Source organism: Nocardia araoensis NBRC 100135 (assembly GCF_000308435.1).
In the GTDB taxonomy this organism is placed as follows: Bacteria; Actinomycetota; Actinomycetes; order Mycobacteriales; family Mycobacteriaceae; genus Nocardia; species Nocardia araoensis.
On sequence record NZ_BAFR01000215.1, the window covers coordinates 1 to 18,312 of the forward strand.

Consider the following 18,312-nt stretch of genomic DNA (forward strand, 5'->3'; position numbering starts at 1 on the left):
TCGGTCCGACCGGGCCGGGCTCGCTCGCGTACGCGCCGCCCTCGCCACGGCAAGGCACACCGGGAAGATCGTGATCATCGCGGGTGATCAGGTCGCGCGCGACGACGCGCGCGCTGAACTGGCCCGCCTCGCCACCGCCTTGGAGGCCGCCGTGGGCGTCGCGCCGGACGCGAAGGACGCCTACGACAACACCGATCCGGCCTTCCGCGGCGTCGCGGGCACCATGGGTCACCCGGAACTGGCGGCGGCCATCCGGTCCTCGACCCTGTGCCTGCTGGTCGGCACCCGATTGCCGGTCACCGCCCGCGCCGGCTCGGAGAGCGCGCTCGCCGAGAGAACGGTCGCGAGCATCGGCGTGGCGCCGCCGTTCCTGCCCGCCATCCACGCGACCAGTACCGATCTGTCGCGAACGCTCGCCGAGCTCGCCGACGAACTGGACGACGGCAGTACCGGATCCGAACGTGTGCGCGCCGCGCAACCGCTCAGTTCGCTGCGGGTGCCCGCCTCCTCGGGTCCCGGTCTGCGATACCGGGAGGTGGTCGAGACGATCGACGCCGCATTGCCGGAAGGCACCGACGTGTTCGCCGACGCCGGCAACACCGGCGCGTCGGTCGTGCACCACCTGCGGGTGCCGCGTGACGGGCGGTTCGTGGTGGCACTCGGCATGGGCGGGATGGGGTACGCCTTCGGCGCCGGCATCGGGTCGGCGTTCGCGCGGCACGCGCGAGCGGACGGCGTCCGGCGGACGGTGGTCATCGCCGGTGACGGCTCGTTCTACATGCACGGCATGGAGTTGCACACCGCGATCGAGCACGCCCTGCCGGTCACCTTCGTCGTGCTGAACAACAACGCGCACGCCATGTGCGTGACCAGGGAGCAGCTGTATTACCGGGACCGCTACAGCTTCAACCGGTTCCGCCCGGCCGATCTCGGCGCGGGCATCGCCGCGATGTTCCCCGGCCTGCCCGCGTTCTCGGTGCAGACCATCGGCGATCTCGCCGCCGTGCTTCAACGTTGCCTGGAAACCGAAGGGCCGTCGTTTCTTTCGATCGAATGCGATCCCGACGAGATTCCCCCGTTCCTGCCCTTCATTAACGCCGTGGAGCAATCCCGCGATTTTCGATGACCCCCCGCGGCGGCGCCCGCCGACGCCCACCCGAAGGAGTATCGCCGTGACCACCAGTTCCCTCCCCGCCCTCAGCGACATCCCGGAACAGGCCGTGCCCGGCGTGCTCCGCATCGAGAACTCCGACAAGGACGCGACTACGCCGATCATCATGGACATGCTGCGGTCGGTGTATCCGCACGACCAGATCTACGGCGAATACTGTCCGGTGCAGGCGTACATCGATGCGCCGCCGCGTGAGGTGTACGAATACCTCGCCGATACCAGGTCGCTGGAGGAGTGGACCTACAGCCTGCGCGGGTTCGTGGAGACCGACGAACCCGGACTCTGGCTGGCCTACGACCGCCTGGGCTCGGAGACCGAGATCTTCACCCGCACCGTCGCGAACCCCGACGCGATGACCGTCGACTACCACTGCGCCTGGGACCAGGGCCAGCACCTGTGGATGATCTACCTGCTGCGCGTGGTCGACGCGCAACTGGTGTTCCACAAGCCGGGTTCGGTGGTGCTGTGGGTGAACTGCAAGCACCCCTTCTACGACGCCAATCCGTACCCGGAGTCCGCTCCGCCGAACCGGCCGGTGTGGGTAGGCGACTTCTGGGAGATGTTCTCGGCCGGCCACCAACTGGAGATGGACAACCTCAAAGCCATCTGCGAGTACCGGGCCGCGCACGGCCTACCCATCAAGCCCGACTGGATGAAGTGAGACGCAAGTGACCACCACGCACCAACATCTGCCTCAGGTCAGTCTCGTCGACGTGGCCTCCTACCTGCCCGGCGATCCGGTCGGCACCGAGTACTTCACCCAGTTCGCGCGCTCGGACCGGATGGCGAAGAACGTCATGTTCCGCGCGCCCAAGGGCCGCCACCACGTCGCGCGCGACGAGACCGCGGTGGACATGGTGGAGCGCGCCGTCGCACCGCTGATCGAACGCAACGGCGCCGACGCGATCGCCGAAGTCGACGTCCTGATCACCCACACCCAGCTGCCGGACAATCCCGTGCTCGGCAGCGGGCCCGAGGTGGCGCGGCGGCTCGGCATCCAGCCCTCGTACGTCTACGACGTGCACAACGGCGGGTGCGCGGCGTTCGTGCACATGATGGCGATGGCCCGCATGATCCTGCAGACCACGCCCGCCCGCACCGCGCTGATCGCGGCGACCCAGAACTGCGCCGGACCGGTGTTCACCCAGACCGAGATCCGCAAGCTGGCGCAGGCTCCGGTGCCCGGCGACGGCTGCGGCGTCGGACTGCTCCGCAAGGACGACAGCGCGCCGATTCTCGACGTCGAATGCCGGACCTATCCCGAGTTCGCCGGAGACATGGAGTTCTCCACCAACGGCGAGCGCAAGTACTGGGAGCCGGGCGAGGGCCAGGGCTGCGTCAGCTTCACCGAGTCCAAGGTCACCAAGGTGTTCGCCAGGGGCAATCGGCTGGTCCCCGAAGTCGCGCTCGCGGTGTGCGATCGGATCGGTGTGGCCGGACGCGACGTCGACACCTTCGTCACCAACCAGCCGAACCGGCTGTTCCTGCGCAACTGGCACGACGCGCTGGAACTGCCGCCCGAGCGGCACCCCGACACCTTCGACTCCTGCGGCAACCTGTTCGCCGCGGGCATCCCGGTGACGCTCGACGCGGAGAACCGGGCCGGACGACTGCCCAACGGATCGCTGGTCCTGATGGCGGCCTTCGCGCACGCGGGCGACTTCGCCGGCGCGGCCGCCGTCCGCTGGGGAGCCGCGCGATGAGCGTGCGCGTCGTCGACGGCACCCGGCCCTCGCACCGGTACCGGACGCACCGGGTGCCACCCCGCTTCGACCTCGCTCTGAGCGAGAATCCGTTCCCGCCGCTGCCTTCGGTGCTGCGAGCCGTGCACATGACGCTGGCTCAGGCCAATCGATACCCGGAGTTCCTGCCGCATCGCCTGCCGACGCTGATCGCCCAGCACCTCGGTGTACGGGCGGACCAAGTCGTGGTCGGGTCGGGGGCGACCGGCGTGGCACTGCAGATCCTGCAGACCCTGACCACGCCGGGAGCGGAGATCATCTACAGCGCGCCGACGTTCGACGGGTATCCGATCATGGCCGAGATGACCGGCGTCACCGCGGTGCCGGTGCCGCTGGATCCGGCGGGGAACCAGGATCTGCGGGCGATGCGGCGGGCCGTCGACCGGCGCACCGCGCTGATCGTGGTGTGCCGTCCGCACAATCCCACCGGAACGGTCGTCCCGGCCGACGAGCTGAAGGCATTTCTCTCCGAGGTGCCCAGCCGGGTTCCGGTCGTTCTGGACGAGGCGTACGTCGAATTCCTCGGCGCCACCGCCTACGTCGACCCGCGCGCGCTGATCGCGAAGCATTCCAATATTGTTGTGCTGCGCACTTTTTCGAAGGCCTACGGCCTGGCCGGGCTGCGCATCGGCTACGCCTTCGGCCGCACCGAGTTGATCGCGCGGATCGGCAGACTGCAATTGCCCTTCGGAATGAGTGCGGCGGCGGTGGCCGCGGTCGCCGCCTCCTACGCCGCTGAACCCGAACTCGCCGCACGTACCCTGCGCATCGCCGAAGGACGGGACGCACTCCGTGGCGCACTACTGGCGCATGGATTCGCGATACCGGAAAGCCACGCGAACTTCCTGTACGTTCCCGGCCCCGGTGCGAACACGGCGCTGCGGCACGCGGGCATAGCCGCGAAGTCCTACGCCGACGGCAGCGCACGCATCGCCGTGGGCGACCCGTCGTCCGACGAAGCGGTGCTGCGGGCGCTGACCGCCGGACGCCACGAGTGACGCGAGGACCCGTGCCGGGCGCGGCGGCGGATGGTTCGATCGAAGCGTGTGGTCCGAATTCGAGGTGAACGCGCCGCCCGCCCGGGGGACGGCCAGCCGGGTCCTGTTCCGGTTCGCTTTCCGACGGTGGGCGGTCGTGCTGCGCCAGACGCTCATCGAGCCGGGCGGCAGCAGCGGGTGGCACTACCACGACGGGACGTTGTTCGTCCTGGTGGCGCGGGGGACGCTGGATCATCCCGGTGCGGACTGCGCGCCGGTCACCTACCGGCGCCTGCGGATCTTCCGGGAACCGAGCGGGCCGCGCTACCCGCACGTGGCGCGCAATCTCGGAACGGTGCCGGTACTGCTGTGCGTGCTCTACTTCACGCCGGTCGACAGTCCGCTGTCCCGCAGCGTCCCGCCGCCGGAGTGCGCGGACGCGGGATGACTCAGCTCGCGGGCTGGCAGGCGTCGCGGAGGGAGCAGGCGCCGCAGGAGCTGCCGCAACCACCGGTCTGCGGCGGCGGAGCGATGGCTTCGGCCGCCTGCGCGGCGGCATTCGCACCGGCGCCGAGGGTGAACAGCGCGACGATAGCGGCGCAGGCCGCGACCACAAGGGCGACCACGCCACCCGCGACCAGACCGACCAGACCGCCGGCGAACAGCAGCGCCCCGGCCGCGATCGAGGTGGGAGCGGCGACCCGGTTGGCGACCCGGAAGGTCTCGTCCGTGGACAGCGCGGCCTCGGTGTGGACCCCGAAGAAACGATTGCGGGGCAACCGGCCGGTCAGCCCGAGTGCTCCGGTTGTGACGGCCACGACAGCCAGCACGAACAGGACGAGAGCGACGACGAACACCCATGCAGGCTAGCGCATCGGTGCCGCGCGCCCGCCGACGGGCCGCCGCCCGGCGAACCCGGCCGCAACCGCAGGCCAGCCCGATTTTCGGTCCTGCCGACGCGACGTTCTACCCTGATAGACGAAGTTTGTCGGGGATCGGCGACCACAAGAAGGCAGGACCGTGCAAGACACACGTGCAACCGAAAGCGATGTACCCGAGCACCGGTACAACGCGGAGCTTGCCGGCCGCATCGAGCGCCGGTGGCAGCGGACGTGGGACGAACGCGGAACCTTCCATGCGCCGAACCCGGTGGGGCCGCTAGCCGGCCCCACGCCACCCGACAAGCTGTTCATCCAGGACATGTTCCCGTACCCCTCTGGCGCGGGCCTGCACGTCGGGCATCCGCTCGGCTACATCGCCACGGACGTCTTCGCCCGCTACCACCGCATGCACGGACGCAACGTGCTGCACGCCCTGGGCTACGACGCGTTCGGCCTGCCCGCCGAGCAGTACGCGGTGCAGACCGGCGCGCACCCGCGCGACACCACCCAGTCGAACATCGCCACGATGCAGCGCCAGCTGGACCGTCTCGGTCTCGGTCACGACCGGCGCCGGTCGTTCTCGACCACCGATCCGGAGTACTACCGCTGGACGCAGTGGATCTTCCTGCGGATCTACAACGCCTGGTACGACACGCGGCTGAACCGGGCCCGCCCGATCGCCGAGCTGGCGGACGAGTTCGCCTCCGGCGCACGGGCCGTGCCCGACGGCAAGTCCTGGGACGCGATGCCGCCCGCCGAGCGGAACGCGCTGCTGGACTCGTATCGCCTGGTGTACCAGACCGATTCGATGGTCAACTGGTGCCCCGGTCTCGGTACCGTGCTGGCCAACGAGGAGGTCACCGCCGAGGGCCGCAGCGAACGCGGCAACTTCCCGGTATTCCGTAAGCACTTGCGGCAGTGGATGATGCGCATCACCGCGTATTCCGATCGGCTGGTCGACGACCTGGACCGGTTGGACTGGCCGGAGAACGTCAAGACCATGCAGCGCAACTGGATCGGACGATCCCGTGGCGCGCAGGTGAAGTTCGACGCCGACGGCGAGCAGATCGAGGTCTTCACCACCCGGCCCGACACTCTGTTCGGCGCCACGTATGTGGTGCTCGCGCCGGAGCACGAGCTGGTCGACAAGCTCACCGCCGCCGCATGGCCCGCCGGCACCGACCCCAGGTGGACCAACGAGGGCGCCGCGACACCGGCCGAGGCCGTGGCGGCCTACCGCAAGTCGATCGCGGCGAAGTCGGATCTGGAGCGTCAGGAGAACAAGGAGAAGACCGGCGTCTTCCTGGGCAATTACGCGATCAACCCGGCCAACGGCGCGGCCGTGCCGATCTTCATCGCCGACTACGTGCTCAGCGGCTACGGCACCGGCGCCATCATGGCCGTTCCCGGCCACGACCACCGCGACTGGGAATTCGCTTCGGTCCTGGGTCTGCCGATCGTCGAGGTGATCAGCGGCGGCGATCTGGAGCAGGGCGCGCACGCGGGCGAAGGCGTGCTGGTGAACTCCGATCACCTCGACGGCATGTCCGTCGAGGAGGCCAAAGCGGCGATGATCGCGCGGCTGGAGGCCGACGGCCACGGCAAGGGCACCATCCAATACAAGCTGCGCGACTGGTTGTTCGCGCGCCAGCGCTACTGGGGCGAGCCGTTCCCGATCGTGTACGACGAGCAGGGCGCACCCCACGCGCTGCCGGAATCCATGCTGCCGGTGTTGCTGCCGGAGCTGGACGATTTCGCACCGGTGACCTTCGATCCGGACGACGCGAATTCCGAACCCTCCCCGCCGCTGGCCAAGGCCGCCGACTGGGTGGAAGTCGAGCTGGATCTCGGCGACGGGCTCAAGCGCTACCGCCGCGACACCAATGTCATGCCGCAGTGGGCGGGCAGTTCCTGGTACGAGCTCCGCTACACCGACCCGACGAACACCCAGGCGTTCTGCGCCAAGGAGAACGAGGCGTACTGGCTGGGCCCGCGCGCCGAGGTCGGCGGGCCGGACGATCCGGGCGGCGTCGACCTGTACGTCGGCGGCGTCGAGCACGCGGTGCTGCATCTGCTGTATGCCCGGTTCTGGCAGAAGGTGCTGTTCGACCTGGGTGACGTGTCCGCGAGCGAGCCGTACCGGCGGCTGTTCAACCAGGGCTACATCCAGGCGCACGCCTACACCGACGAGCGCGGCGCGTACGTGCCCGCCGCCGAGGTGGTCGAGCGCGACGGCAAGTTCTTCTGGACCGACGCCACCGGCGCCGAGATCCAGGTGCGCCAGGAGTACGGCAAGATCGGCAAGTCGCTGAAGAACGCCATCTCCCCGGACGAGATGTGCGATCTGTACGGCGCCGACACCTTCCGCTTCTACGAGATGGCGATGGGTCCGCTGGACACCTCGCGCCCCTGGGCGACCAAGGACGTCGTCGGCGCGCACCGGTTCCTGCAGCGCGTCTGGCGTCTGGTGGTGAACGAGGAGACCGGCGCGGTGCGGGTCACCGACGCCGCCCCGAGCGAGGAGACGCTGCGCCTGCTGCACCGGACCATCGCGGGCGTGGACGAGGATTTCGCCGCGCTGCGCGACAACACGGCGGGCGCCAAGCTGATCGAACTGACCAACCACCTGACCAAGAGCTACCCGGACGGCGCGCCGCGCTCGGTGGTGGAGCCGCTGGTGCTGATGCTGGCGCCGCTGGCCCCGCACATCGCCGAGGAACTGTGGGACCGCCTGGGCCACACCGCCTCGCTGGCGCACGGCCCCTTCCCGGTCGCCGACCCGGCACTGCTGGTGCAGGAGTCGGTGGAGTACCCGATCCAGGTGAACGGCAAGGTGCGCAGCCGGATTCAGGTGGCGGCCGACGCGGACAACGCCGCGATCGAGGCGGCCGCGCTGGCCGACGAGAAGATCGCCGCGCTGCTCGACGGAAAGCCGCCGCGCAAGCTGATCGTGGTGCCGGGACGCCTGGTGAACATCGTCGCCTGACGGCGGGTCAGCGTGGCGGGAGCAGCACGTCGTCGAGCGTGACCATGGACAGGTTGCGCTCCTTGATGATGTCGACCAGCTGTCCGTAGCAGTGGGTGACCGCGGGCGCGTTGGCGTGTCCGATGACGATCGTCTGCGGCTGGAAGTACTGCCGCGCGCATTCGATCAGGTACTCCTCGGTGATCACACCGGAATCGGACAGTGAGCCGTACCACATGGTGGGCACGGTGTAGCCGAGGTCGGCGGCCACCCGGTCGACGGTGGCGTTGTGCCTGCCGAACGGCGGCCGGAAGTACGGGGTGCCGTCCACCCCGAAGTTCCGGCGCAGGTAGGTCTTCGCCTGCTCCAGTTGCGCGGCGACCGCCTTCGACGACAACTTGGTCAGGTCAGGGTGGTCCCAAGTGTGGTTGCCGAGCTGGATCTGCCCCGATTCGACCAAGGGACGCAACGCATCTCGGTGGATCGTCCAGGAGTCGTAGTAGGCGGTCACGAAGAAGGTGAACCGCGCGCCGGTGTCCCTGGCGAATCGGATGTAGGCGCCGACGACCTCGGGGCTGGCTCCGTCGTCCACGGTGAGCGCCATGCTGCTGCCCGGCCCCGGCAACGCGGTGATCGTGCCCGCCGGGATCGGCGTCTTCGGCCCGCCGGGCGGTGGCGGCAGCAACGGCGGCGCGGGCGGCCGTGGCACGCCGCCCGCGGAACCGCTGTCGATCGGGTCGCCCTCGGCCACCGCACAACCGGTCAGCGCGACCGCCGCGCCCGCTGTCAGCAACGCCAGCATGCGACGTCTGTCCACAACCCGATCCCTCTTGCTCGCTCGAACCTCCCCGCGACGAACCCTCGGGGACGGGGCCGGACGCTAACCAGCGAACTTGACGGGAACCTGAACCCCCGTGGTCGTCCGGGCGAATCACCGGGGCGAGAGCACGGCGGTGAGCCGTCAGCGCATCACCATGCCGGTGGCCACCTGCATCCGCCGACAGTCGGATGCGCGGTCCGGCCGTCCGGCTCACGAGTGGCACATGGTTGTGGGGCGTTCTCGCGTTCTGCCGCAACCGTGTGCCACTCGCGGGTTGCGCCGCAGGCGCATAGCGCCGACCTCTACCCGGTGACCACCGAGTCGGCGAGCCCCGGCCGTCGACGCAGAACCACTCGCGGTGGCGGCGTACTGCGTTGCGACGTCAGTACGGTCGGAGGACGATCTCGGTGGGGTGCGCGTCACGGGGGGTGTCGATGGCGCTTCGGACCGTATACGCCACGGTCTCCGGCGTGAGGAAGTCCTCGGCCCGGTACTCGCGCCCCTCGCCCGCGATGATCGCCCGCTGCATGTCGGTGTCGATGCGACCCGGATGGATCGAGGTCACTCGCAGGTCCGGTTCTTCCTGGCGCAACGCGTCGCCGAAGGCGCGCAGGCCGAACTTGCTCGCGGCGTAGGAGGCCCAGCCCGCGTTGGCGCGCAGCCCGGCACCCGAGTTGATCAGCACCACGTGACCCCGGCCCGCCCGCAGCGCGGGCAGCAGCAGCCGGGTGAGTTCGGCGACCGCGATAACATTGGCTTCCAAGGTGTTTCGCCACTGCTCGACGGTGGACTCCGCGATCGTGCCGAGATCGGCGATGCCCGCGTTGTGCACCAGCACATCCAGGCTCCGGATCGGCGCGACCGCCGCGGCGAGCGCGGCGTAGTCGGTCAACTCGACCGGCCAGCCCTGCGCGGCGGGCAACTCCGCCAGGATGCCGCGCAGCGACTGCGCCGATCGCGCGCCGAGCAGCAGGTCGTGCGTCGGCGCGAGCTCCCTGGCGATCGCGGCGCCGAGGCCGCGACTGGCGCCGGTGATCAACGCGGTCGGTTTCGTGGTCGCGGCGGAAGTCATGGGCCCCACCGTAACCGGCAGGGTGAAGAAGGCGTAAAAACCCGTAGCACTGGACGAACGACTAGCGATGCAGGCTGGATCGGGGTGAGAATCTCGAGCAGCGAAAAGACGGACGGGGCATGCGAAAGTGAGAACCGCCGAACACGAACCGGCCACGGGCCGATCGGATGGGGACGAAACGGACACCGCTGAGCGGGCATATCTGCCGGTGACATCGCAGAATAGGGGGATGGCACATCCGGGCTTCACCCCCACCCAGCTCGCGGCACGCGCCAGCTACCTGCTGCGCGGCAACGACCTGGGCACGATGACCAGCGCGGCGCCCCGGCTGTACCCGCACATGTGGAGCTGGGACGCGGCGTTCGTCGCGGTCGGGCTCGCGCCGCTGAGCGTGGAGCGGGCCGTGGTCGAGCTGGACACCCTGCTGTCCGCGCAGTGGAAGAACGGCATGATCCCGCACATCGTCTTCGCCAACGGCGTCGACGGATACTTCCCCGGCCCGGCGCGCTGGGAATGCCGCAAACTGGCGGCCAACGCGCCGGACGGCCCGGACACCTCGGGGATCACCCAGCCGCCCGTGCACGCCATCGCGGTCCAGCGGATCCTGGATCATTCCCGCAGGCACGGCCGCAGCACCAGGTCCGTGGCCGAGGAGTTCCTCAACCGGCGCTGGCCGGATCTGGTGCGCTGGCACCGGTGGCTGGCGCACGCCCGCGATCCCAAGGAGACCGGCCGTATCACGCTGTATCACGGCTGGGAGTCCGGAATGGACAACTCGCCGCGCTGGGACCGCGCCTATGCGCACGTGATCCCCGGCGACCTGCCGCCCTATCGCCGCGAAGACGTGCTGGTGGTCTCCGATCCGACCCAGCGCCCCACCGACCGCGAGTACGACCGCTACCTGTGGCTGGTCGAGCAGATGCGCCGGGCGGGCTACGACGATTACCAGCTCGCCTCGACCATGAGCTTCGCCGTCGAGGACGTGTTCGTCACCGGGATCTTCTCGCTGGCCTGCGAGGTGCTGGCCAATATCGGCGAGGAGTACAAGCAGCCGCACGCCGACGTGCGCGATCTCTACGCCTGGGCCGACCGTTTCCGCGCAGGCGTCGTCGCGACGACCGACGCCCGCACCGGCGCGGCCCGCGACTTCGACGTGCGGTTGCAGCGGTGGATCAACACCGAGACGCTCTCGATGTTCGCTCCGCTGCTGTGTGGCGGCCTTCCCCGCGACACCGAGCGCGCCCTGTTGCGCCTGTTCGAGGGTCCGCGTTTCTGTGGCCATCCGGATCTGCGCTACGCGCTGCCGCCCTCGACCTCGCCGGTGTCCAAGGACTTCCGTTCCCGCGAGTATTGGCGTGGACCGGTGTGGCCGGTGATGAGCTGGCTGTTCTCCTGGGTCTTCGCCCGGCGCGGCTGGGCCGAGCGCTCGTTCATGCTGCGCGCCGAAGGCCTGCGGCAGGCCAGCGACGGCAGCTTCGCCGAGTACTACGAGCCGTTCACCGGCGAACCGCTCGGCAGCATGCAGCAGTCGTGGACGGCGGCGTCGGTGCTGGATTGGCTGGGGTGAAAGCTCAGAACACATCTGACACCCCAGGCGTCACACTGGTAACCATCAGAGCGAGTGGCTATCGTCCTCCGGCATGGACATCTGGAGGTCGACCACTCGCCGTGCCGCGGCGCTGTCACTGATCACGCTGTCCGGCATTCTCGTCGCCACGCTACCCGCGGACGCCGCGCCGACCGGTCCGGACGTCTCTTCGTGGCAGCACACGGACGGAGAGCTGATCGACTGGTTCGCGGTCAAGCGCGCCGGGCACAACTTCGCGATGGTCAAGGCCACCGAGGGGCTCAACTACATCAACCCGTACTTCGTGCCCGACAGTCTGCTGATGCGCGCGGCCGGACTGGCTCGTGGCACCTACCACTACGCCAGGCCGAACCTGCCGCCCGAACCACAAGCCGCGCTGTACGCGGCGGTGGTGCTGGGACAGAACGGACCGCTGGATCTGCCGCCGGTGCTGGACCTGGAGACCACCGGCGGTCTCGGCCCGGCGGCCCTGATCGACTGGACCCGCCGCTACCTGAACACCGTGGAAGCGCTCACCGGCCGCGTCCCGATCGTCTACACATATCCCGTGTTCTGGCGCACCGCGATGGCCGACACCAGCGAGTTCGCCGAGTACCCGCTGTGGATCGCCGACTATCGCGGCAATCCCCAACCCGAGGTCCCCGGCGGCTGGAACACCTGGTCGTTCTGGCAGACCACCAGCAGCGGCACCATCCCGGGCATCGCGGGCCGCGTCGACCTCAACGTCTACAGCGGCGCCCAAGGCGATTTCGCCGGTTACGCCAACATGAGCGGCACCGGCAGTGGGTAGGCCTTCATCGACCGACCGACACACCTTCCCTCCGGGTTTCAGCCGACAGAGGGGCGGCGGAGGCCGGCGAGGAGGCGGGTGATGTGCCGGGGGGCGTCGGCGGGGTCGAGCGGGGCATGGGCGACGAGCAGGCGGTACCAGAAGGGGCCGAAGATCAGGTCGGTGGCGTGGTCGAGGTCGAGGTCGGCGGCGAGTTCGCCACGGGCCACGCCGCGAGAGAAAATGTCGGACACCACTTTTCGGCGTGATTGCACCCATTCGCGGAAATGACCGGCGAAATCCGGGTCGAGCTGGGCCTCGGCCATCATGCCGCGCAGCGCCTCGACGCGGAGCGGGAACTCGACGACGCGATACAGTGCGGCGGCGAAGGCGATCAGGTCGGCCTCGACGGATCCGGCATCGGGTTCCGGCATACGCTGCGCGACCGCCTCGGCCTGGGCCTCCATCACCAGCGCAGGCTTGGATTTCCACCAGCGATAAATCGTGCTCTTGGCCACGCCGGAGCGCGCGGCGACACCTTCGATGGTGATCTTGCCGTAGCCCTGTTCCTCCAGGATTTCGGCGGTCGCGCACAGGACGGCCTGTCGCGCGGAACTGCTGCGCTGCCGTCCGCCGGTCCGACCGATTGTCATGGCGCCGAGTGTATCGGTCTGCTACCTTTTAATCGAAACGCTACGGAGCGTTTCGATTAATCGAGTCAGAGGTGACAATCCGATGAGCACGATCATCGTCTCCCACGGCTACAACGCGGCCGGCGACAGCGTGTGGTTCCCCTACTTGTCCGCGGAGCTGACAGCGCTCGGCCACACAGTGGTCGTCCCGAACCTCCCCGACCCCAGCGCACCCCGCCTCGACCCGTGGCGAAAGACCCTGGCGGTGGCAGCTTCCGAGGCCGGCCCAGCCCGCGACACGGTCGTAATCGGCCACAGCCTCGGCGGCGTCAACGTACTCCGCATGCTCGAACAGCACGATCCCGACGCACATGGCCGCTTCGCGGGGGCGGTCCTGGTATCCACCGCCGCCCACGAAGTCGGATACGCCGAATTGGCGGAGTTCTTCGAGCAACCCTTCGATTGGGATCGAATTCGCAATGCCGCCAACGAGTTCCGCGTCCTCTCCGCAATCGACGACCCGGTCAACATCCCCGACCCCGTCGAACACGTCGGCCTGCTGGTCCGCAACCTCGGCGCCACCGCTGTCGTCCTTCCCGGCGGACGGCATCTGGGCGACTACCCCGAGGACCACATCGAACTTCCGGAGGCGGTCCGCCTCGTCACCGACATCCTGGCGGCCGGCGCGTGACCGCCGAAACCGGTACCGGCCCGACCAAATGGAAGATCTGGCTGCTGACCGTCGTCGGCCTGTATCCCCTGCTCGTCCTCCTGGTGACTGCCACCGCCCCGCAGCTCGAGCAGCTGCCGCCCGCGCTCCGGCTGGCCGTCATCGTTCCCATCGCCGTGGCCGCCATGGTCTGGGTTGTGATGCCGTTCCTCACCCGCCGCTTCGCCGGTTGGCTGGGCGGATGAAGCGGCGTCGGGAAGTAACGCCGAGGCACGGCCACCTGGTGTGACACACGGGGCGGTAGATTGCCGCCACTACCTTTCCCGAGGCGTGTGTGCATGGTGTGGCCAGGCGGGCGTCGACCCGGGCAGAAGAGTGGAGCCGCTACCCGCCCAGTCGGGTAGCAGCTCCACTCCTGGGGAGAGCCGCGGAGGGTGGCCGTGGTTGCAGGGGGCCGGTCGTGCCGCGGCTGCGGTATCAGACCCCGATGCGGCCGCCGGCCTTCTTCCAAACCGCCACGACCGAGGGGCGAGGCTGGGCCGTGCCGCCGTCGGGCCAGTGCGACAACGGGTTCTCCGGAGTGGCGTCGTCGGCCTCGCCCGGATGCTGCACGCACACCATGACCCGGGCCTCGCTGACCACCGGACCGCAGGTCTCCGCACCGCGCGGGACGGTGAGGAACTGCTTGGTCTGGCCGCGGTTCGGGCCGTCGAGCACCACGGAGAACAATCCGTCGTTCGACTTCAGCGCGTTGCCGTCGGTGGCGACCCACAGGTTGCCGTACGGATCGAAGGCCAGGTTGTCCGGGCAGGAGATCGGGCTGACCTTGGACTTGTCGTAACCGGCGAAGTAGGTGTCGGCCGCCGCGGGATCGCCGCAGACCAGCAGCAGCGACCAGGTGAACGTGGTGCCGGTGTGGTTGTCGTCGATCTCCAGGATCTGGCCGTTCTTGTTCAGCTTGCGCGGGTTCGCCTCGTCCGGACCCTGCTTGCCTTCCGCGCCGCGATTGTCGTTGTTGGTCAGCGCGACGTACACCTTGCCGGTGTAGGGGTTGGCCTCGAAGTCCTCCGGGCGGTCCATCTTGGTGGCGCCCACCTTGTCGGCCGCGAGGCGGGTGAAGACCGCGACCTCTTCCGCGCTCATGCCCTCGACCAGCGACTTGCCCTTGCCGTCCGCGCCGGTCTCCAGCAGCGGGATCCACTGGCCGGTGCCGGTGAAGCCCTTGTCGGACGGCTTGGCTCCGGTGCCGTCGATCTTGTCCGCGTGATCGCCCGCGAGCTTGGCGACATACAGCGTGCCCGCGTCCAGGATGGTCAGGTTGTGCCGCATGCTCGCCGCGCCGGTGCCCGGCTGGATCTTGCGCGAGGACACGAACTTGTACATGTATTCGAACTTCTCGTCGTCACCGGTGTAGGAGACGACGTCGCCGTTCTTCGTGACATAGATGGTGGCGGCCTCGTGCTTCACCCGGCCCATCGCGGTGTGCTTGATCGGCGTCGAGTTCGGATCCCACGGATCGACCTCGACGACGTACCCGAAACGGTTGGCCTCGTTGGGTTCCTGCGCCAGATCGAAACGCTTGTCCGCGCGCTCCCACAGGTTGGTGGTCTTGCCCGCCGCGAAACCGTAGCGCTTCAGCCGGGGGGCGGCGGCCGGGTCGGTCACCTTGTCCGCGTTGGCGAAATAGCCGTGGAAGTTCTCCTCGCCGGACAGCACGGTGCCCCATGGCGTCAGGCCGCCGGAGCAGTTGGCGAAGGTGCCGAGCACCTTGGTGCCGGTCGGGTCGGCCGAGGTCTTCACGAAGTCGCTGCCCGCGGCCGGACCGGTCAGCTTGAACTCGGTGGTCGCGGTGATCCGGCGGTTGTACTTGCCGAAGGCGGGAACGAGCTTGCCGGAACCGGATTCACCTTTGACCTCGACCACGGTCAAGCCGTGCGCGGCCATGGTGACCGCGATCTGCTCGTCGGTCGGCGCGTCCTTGTTGTAGCCGCGGAACATGTGGGGGCTGGTGGTGTACTCGTGATTGACCACAAGCAGGTAGCCGTTGGCCTGGCCCTCGATCGGCAGCAGGGCGGCGAAGTCGTTGTTGTAGCCGAACTGCTTGGCCTGCGCGGCGGCGGTCTGCTTGTCGAAATCGAAGGCGGGCGCGTCCGGGAACAGCGGATCGCCCCAGCGGATCACGACGGATTGTTCGTAGCCGTCCGGGATCACCACGGCGTCTTCCTTGTTCGGCGCGACGGCGGCGAAGTCAGTGCCGGTTCCGGGCGGCCCCGCGGGCGAGGTGGACCCCACGGTGGTCGGCTCGCTGTCGTCACCGCAGGCCGCGAGGACACTGCCCGCGCCAACGGCGAGCACGGCGGCCGCCCCGCCCTTGATCAATCCGCGCCGGTTCAGCGAGCTGACGATGTCACCGAAGTAGGCGCCGGAAGAGGTGTTCGGCGCCTCGTGGAAGCACGCGTTCGCGCACTTGTACTCACAGGTCACGGCAGCGCGCGACGACTGTCCGTCGTGCTTCACGAAAAGGGCGAGTGGCTGAAGACTCACGGTGACTCCTGGGTTGGGCCGATGGCCGCACGGTAAACCATCCGGACAATCCGGAAGGGACGGCAAAGTGAACAACCGCCCAATTAGGTAACCCTCAAATTGCCGGACCGCCAGAGCTGGGAACAACGAATGCCGCGCCGACTCGATGATCTCGAATCGACGCGGCTCGGGTGTCGAAAGGCGGCTCCCCCCATCAGGCGTTCACCGGAAGGGCGATGACGACCTCGCTCTCGTTCTCGGGCAGGTAGTGCGCCCGCACGACCCGGCCCACCTGCACCTGGCCGACGCTGGCCGGCGCGAGGAACTTCGTCACTTCGGTAAAGAAACTCGACCCGTCGGGCCGGGTGACCACCAGACCGAGCCCGACCTCCGAGTGGCCGTCGCGGATGTTGCCGGTGACCGACAGCGACTGCACCACCGCCTGGGTGGCGATGCCGCGCTCGGCGATGTCGAGCTTGTGCCGCGTGGTGATGCCCTTGCGGATCAGGGACTCGTTCATCGCCCGCTGCGCGGCGGAGGTATCGCCGGACAGGTCGACCTCGACCTTGTCGGTCCGGCCCGGCAGGTAGCGCACGGGCAGCACCACCCCGCTCCGCAGCAGAGCCAGTTCGGTGAGCGGCACGATCATCCTCGCGGAGGAGTGGAAGATCTTGCCGTCCGCGCCTTCCACGCTGAACTCCACGTGGACCTGCGGCTGGTCGTTGACGGTGACGCCGGTCTGCCGCACCGATCGGACGGTGCCGAGACCGGTGAGCCCGTCGCGGAACTCCGCGCTGTTGCGGCCGGTGAGCGCGCTCATGATGCCTTCGCCGGTGAACGCGAAGACCATGGGGACCAGGGTGAGCGCGATGATCGGCAGCGCCATCTCGAAACCGAGCCAACCCATTCCGGCGGGCTCCCATTCGCTGGTCGGGACGTAGGTGACGGCGTGGTAGACGTAGTAGCCGATCGCCGCAGCGCCGAGAGCGAGGGCGATCAGACGGATGTTCTTCATGACATTTCCTTTGCGGGGTGCGAGGTTTCGGGATTCGCCGCGCGCCCCGTCATCCCGGGTGAGCTGGGATGACGGGGGCGGATCGGGTGCATGCGGCGATCAGGCGCCGACGATGGACGTGCAGGCGAAGGTGATGTCGAACTTCGACGTCTTCGGCCCGGCCAGCGGGTTGGTCAGGTCGGGGGCGCCCACGCCCTCGCCGGTGACCTTGTAGGTGTTGCCGTCCTTGACCACCTTGGCGGAGCCGCCCGGCATGCCGTTGCCGAAGCCCACCGCGTAGGGCAGGCCGTTGTCGCCGCCCTTGCTGCCCGCGATCGCGACCGCCTGCACCGTGTTCGCGTCGGTGATGGTCGCGCTCACCGAGAGGTTGCCGTAGGCGGAGTTCGCGGTGTCGGTCAGCGCGAGCGCCAGGGTGCCGCCCTGCTTGGCACAGGTGGTGTCGAACTTCGCGTCGAAGGCCTTGCCGTCGACCGAAGCGACCGACTTCCCCGCCGGGGCGACAGGCTGCGCCGAGGACGGCGCGGGCGCGGCGGGCGAACTGCCCTTGCTGTCACCGCATCCGGTGAGCACGGCCACCGCGGCGGTGGCGGCGAAAGCGGCGGCGGCGATGCGGAGCGAAGTGGTGTTCATGATCTGTGTCCTTGTCGTTCGAGGGGCGGCGCCCCTGGTCCTGTTCTCCGGCCCTCCTGTTGGGCCGTTGAGAAAAAGGTAGGAACGATTCGCCGCCTACCGATCCCAGGTTTTCCGCATTCCCGCTGGTAGAGGACCTGCGCTCCCATGCAACTCCGGACCAGCCGTCCTCGAACGCGACGGCACCAGGCCACCTGGCGGTGCTGACGAGCGGCACATGGCTGTGGCATTTCGCGAGAAGAGGTCTCCACCATGCCGCTGACCTTGATGCGTGCGGTGTTACGGCTACCGGCTGTCGGGTGCCTCGGTCGCCAGGGTGGTTCGGCCCTGAGAGGGGCCGGTCCGTTCCGGCCGACCCTCGGGGTTCACTCGACAGACACAACAAAACGGCCCGGTCCCTGTCCATCCAGGACAGCGGACCGGGCCGGGGTAATTGCTACTACGGGCGCTTGAACTCGCCGTCGTTCACGCCAGCGGTGAACGCGTCCCACTCGCCGGGGGTGAACACCAACGCTGGGCCGGTCGGATTCTTCGAGTCACGGACGCCGACCATGCCCGCGTCGAGGTGCGCGACCTCGACACAATCCTTGGTCCCGCTGCGGGTGCTCTTGAACCACACCGCGCCGGATAGATCAACGTTCACCGTGCATACTCCTTCGCAACCTGGAGGACGAGATTTCGGCTAGTTGCCTGGTCCAGTGCCAGGCGGTCCAGCTCGTCGGAGACTTGACGGTACTGCCGTACCTCGTCTGATTTCTCAAGGTACAGGTCGCCGAGGAAGCCTTGGATGTAGACCACCGGCGGCATGGTCAGGTCTGCAGTGGAGTGACGCGGGAACTCGAGCAGGACGAAGGAAT

The 18,312-nt window shown here is 68.6% G+C and carries 19 protein-coding genes; 10 read left to right on the forward strand and 9 right to left on the reverse strand.

Annotated elements, in window-relative coordinates; translation table 11 throughout:
- From ON21_RS28875 to ON21_RS28895, 5 genes are all read left to right on the forward strand, one after another.
- The coding region (locus ON21_RS28875; RefSeq protein ID WP_051021445.1) for a thiamine pyrophosphate-dependent enzyme at positions 1-1,126 on the forward strand (1,126 nt) is incomplete at its 5' end.
- 46 nt (positions 1,127-1,172) lie between these two features.
- Positions 1,173-1,832, forward strand: coding sequence for an SRPBCC family protein (locus ON21_RS28880; protein WP_039803045.1), 660 nt, complete (start codon positions 1,173-1,175; stop codon positions 1,830-1,832).
- Between the two features lie 28 nt (positions 1,833-1,860).
- Complete coding sequence (locus ON21_RS28885; RefSeq protein ID WP_039803074.1) at positions 1,861-2,874, forward strand: 3-oxoacyl-ACP synthase III family protein; 1,014 nt, start codon at positions 1,861-1,863, stop codon at positions 2,872-2,874.
- Positions 2,871-3,911: an aminotransferase class I/II-fold pyridoxal phosphate-dependent enzyme gene (locus tag ON21_RS28890; protein ID WP_051021446.1), complete on the forward strand. Its 1,041-nt coding sequence runs from the start codon at positions 2,871-2,873 to the stop codon at positions 3,909-3,911. The genes ON21_RS28885 and ON21_RS28890 overlap by 4 nt, the downstream gene beginning before the upstream one ends.
- Positions 3,912-3,957: 46 nt before the next feature.
- Positions 3,958-4,338, forward strand: coding sequence for a cupin domain-containing protein (locus tag ON21_RS28895; protein WP_039803047.1), 381 nt, complete (start codon positions 3,958-3,960; stop codon positions 4,336-4,338).
- Between the two features lies 1 nt (position 4,339).
- Here ON21_RS28895 and ON21_RS28900 read toward each other — a convergent pair whose 3' ends face one another.
- The gene (locus tag ON21_RS28900) at positions 4,340-4,747 is read right to left on the reverse strand and encodes an SdpI family protein (RefSeq protein WP_039803049.1); all 408 of its coding nucleotides are present in this window, start codon (positions 4,745-4,747) and stop codon (positions 4,340-4,342) included.
- 163 nt (positions 4,748-4,910) lie between these two features.
- On the opposite strand from ON21_RS28900, the gene leuS reads away from it, so the two are divergent.
- Positions 4,911-7,757 (forward strand): leucine--tRNA ligase, encoded by a 2,847-nt coding sequence (gene leuS / locus ON21_RS28905; RefSeq protein ID WP_039803050.1) that lies wholly within the window; start codon positions 4,911-4,913, stop codon positions 7,755-7,757.
- Positions 7,758-7,764: 7 nt separating this feature from the next.
- Here leuS and ON21_RS28910 read toward each other — a convergent pair whose 3' ends face one another.
- Positions 7,765-8,538, reverse strand: a complete 774-nt coding sequence (locus tag ON21_RS28910; protein WP_039803052.1) for a polysaccharide deacetylase family protein — start codon at positions 8,536-8,538, stop codon at positions 7,765-7,767.
- A 400-nt stretch (positions 8,539-8,938) separates the two neighbouring features.
- Positions 8,939-9,628, reverse strand: coding sequence for an SDR family oxidoreductase (locus ON21_RS28915; RefSeq protein WP_039803054.1), 690 nt, complete (start codon positions 9,626-9,628; stop codon positions 8,939-8,941).
- Positions 9,629-9,857: 229 nt separating this feature from the next.
- On the opposite strand from ON21_RS28915, the gene ggh reads away from it, so the two are divergent.
- Both ggh and ON21_RS28925 read left to right on the forward strand, forming a co-directional pair.
- Positions 9,858-11,195 (forward strand): glucosylglycerate hydrolase, encoded by a 1,338-nt coding sequence (gene ggh / locus ON21_RS28920; RefSeq protein ID WP_039803056.1) that lies wholly within the window; start codon positions 9,858-9,860, stop codon positions 11,193-11,195.
- 73 nt (positions 11,196-11,268) lie between these two features.
- Positions 11,269-12,006 carry a glycoside hydrolase family 25 protein gene (locus ON21_RS28925; protein ID WP_039803058.1) on the forward strand — a complete coding sequence of 246 codons (738 nt, stop codon included), beginning with the start codon at positions 11,269-11,271 and terminating at the stop codon, positions 12,004-12,006.
- A gap of 38 nt (positions 12,007-12,044) precedes the next feature.
- Here ON21_RS28925 and ON21_RS28930 read toward each other — a convergent pair whose 3' ends face one another.
- Complete coding sequence (locus ON21_RS28930) at positions 12,045-12,638, reverse strand: TetR/AcrR family transcriptional regulator (protein ID WP_039803061.1); 594 nt, start codon at positions 12,636-12,638, stop codon at positions 12,045-12,047.
- 82 nt (positions 12,639-12,720) lie between these two features.
- Between ON21_RS28930 and ON21_RS36100 the strand changes: the two genes are divergently transcribed.
- Together ON21_RS36100 and ON21_RS28940 are read left to right on the forward strand one after the other, a co-directional pair.
- Positions 12,721-13,308, forward strand: coding sequence for an RBBP9/YdeN family alpha/beta hydrolase (locus tag ON21_RS36100; RefSeq protein ID WP_051021447.1), 588 nt, complete (start codon positions 12,721-12,723; stop codon positions 13,306-13,308).
- Positions 13,305-13,532, forward strand: a complete 228-nt coding sequence (locus tag ON21_RS28940) for a putative antibiotic biosynthesis monooxygenase (protein WP_051021448.1) — start codon at positions 13,305-13,307, stop codon at positions 13,530-13,532. The genes ON21_RS36100 and ON21_RS28940 overlap by 4 nt, the downstream gene beginning before the upstream one ends.
- 232 nt (positions 13,533-13,764) lie before the next feature.
- On the opposite strand, the gene ON21_RS28945 is transcribed toward ON21_RS28940, so the two are convergent.
- The 5 genes from ON21_RS28945 to ON21_RS28965 form a co-directional block, all read right to left on the reverse strand.
- Positions 13,765-15,831, reverse strand: coding sequence for a PhoX family protein (locus tag ON21_RS28945; RefSeq protein WP_039803063.1), 2,067 nt, complete (start codon positions 15,829-15,831; stop codon positions 13,765-13,767).
- A 193-nt stretch (positions 15,832-16,024) separates the two neighbouring features.
- Positions 16,025-16,825, reverse strand: a complete 801-nt coding sequence (locus ON21_RS28950; RefSeq protein WP_039803065.1) for a hypothetical protein — start codon at positions 16,823-16,825, stop codon at positions 16,025-16,027.
- Between the two features lie 99 nt (positions 16,826-16,924).
- Positions 16,925-17,455: a lipoprotein LpqH gene (locus ON21_RS28955; protein WP_039803066.1), complete on the reverse strand. Its 531-nt coding sequence runs from the start codon at positions 17,453-17,455 to the stop codon at positions 16,925-16,927.
- Positions 17,456-17,894: 439 nt separating this feature from the next.
- Positions 17,895-18,098, reverse strand: coding sequence for a DUF397 domain-containing protein (locus ON21_RS28960; protein WP_039803069.1), 204 nt, complete (start codon positions 18,096-18,098; stop codon positions 17,895-17,897).
- Positions 18,095-18,312, reverse strand: a 218-nt coding sequence (locus tag ON21_RS28965; RefSeq protein ID WP_039803071.1) for a Scr1 family TA system antitoxin-like transcriptional regulator, incomplete at its 5' end; no start/stop codon positions are given. The genes ON21_RS28965 and ON21_RS28960, both read right to left, overlap by 4 nt.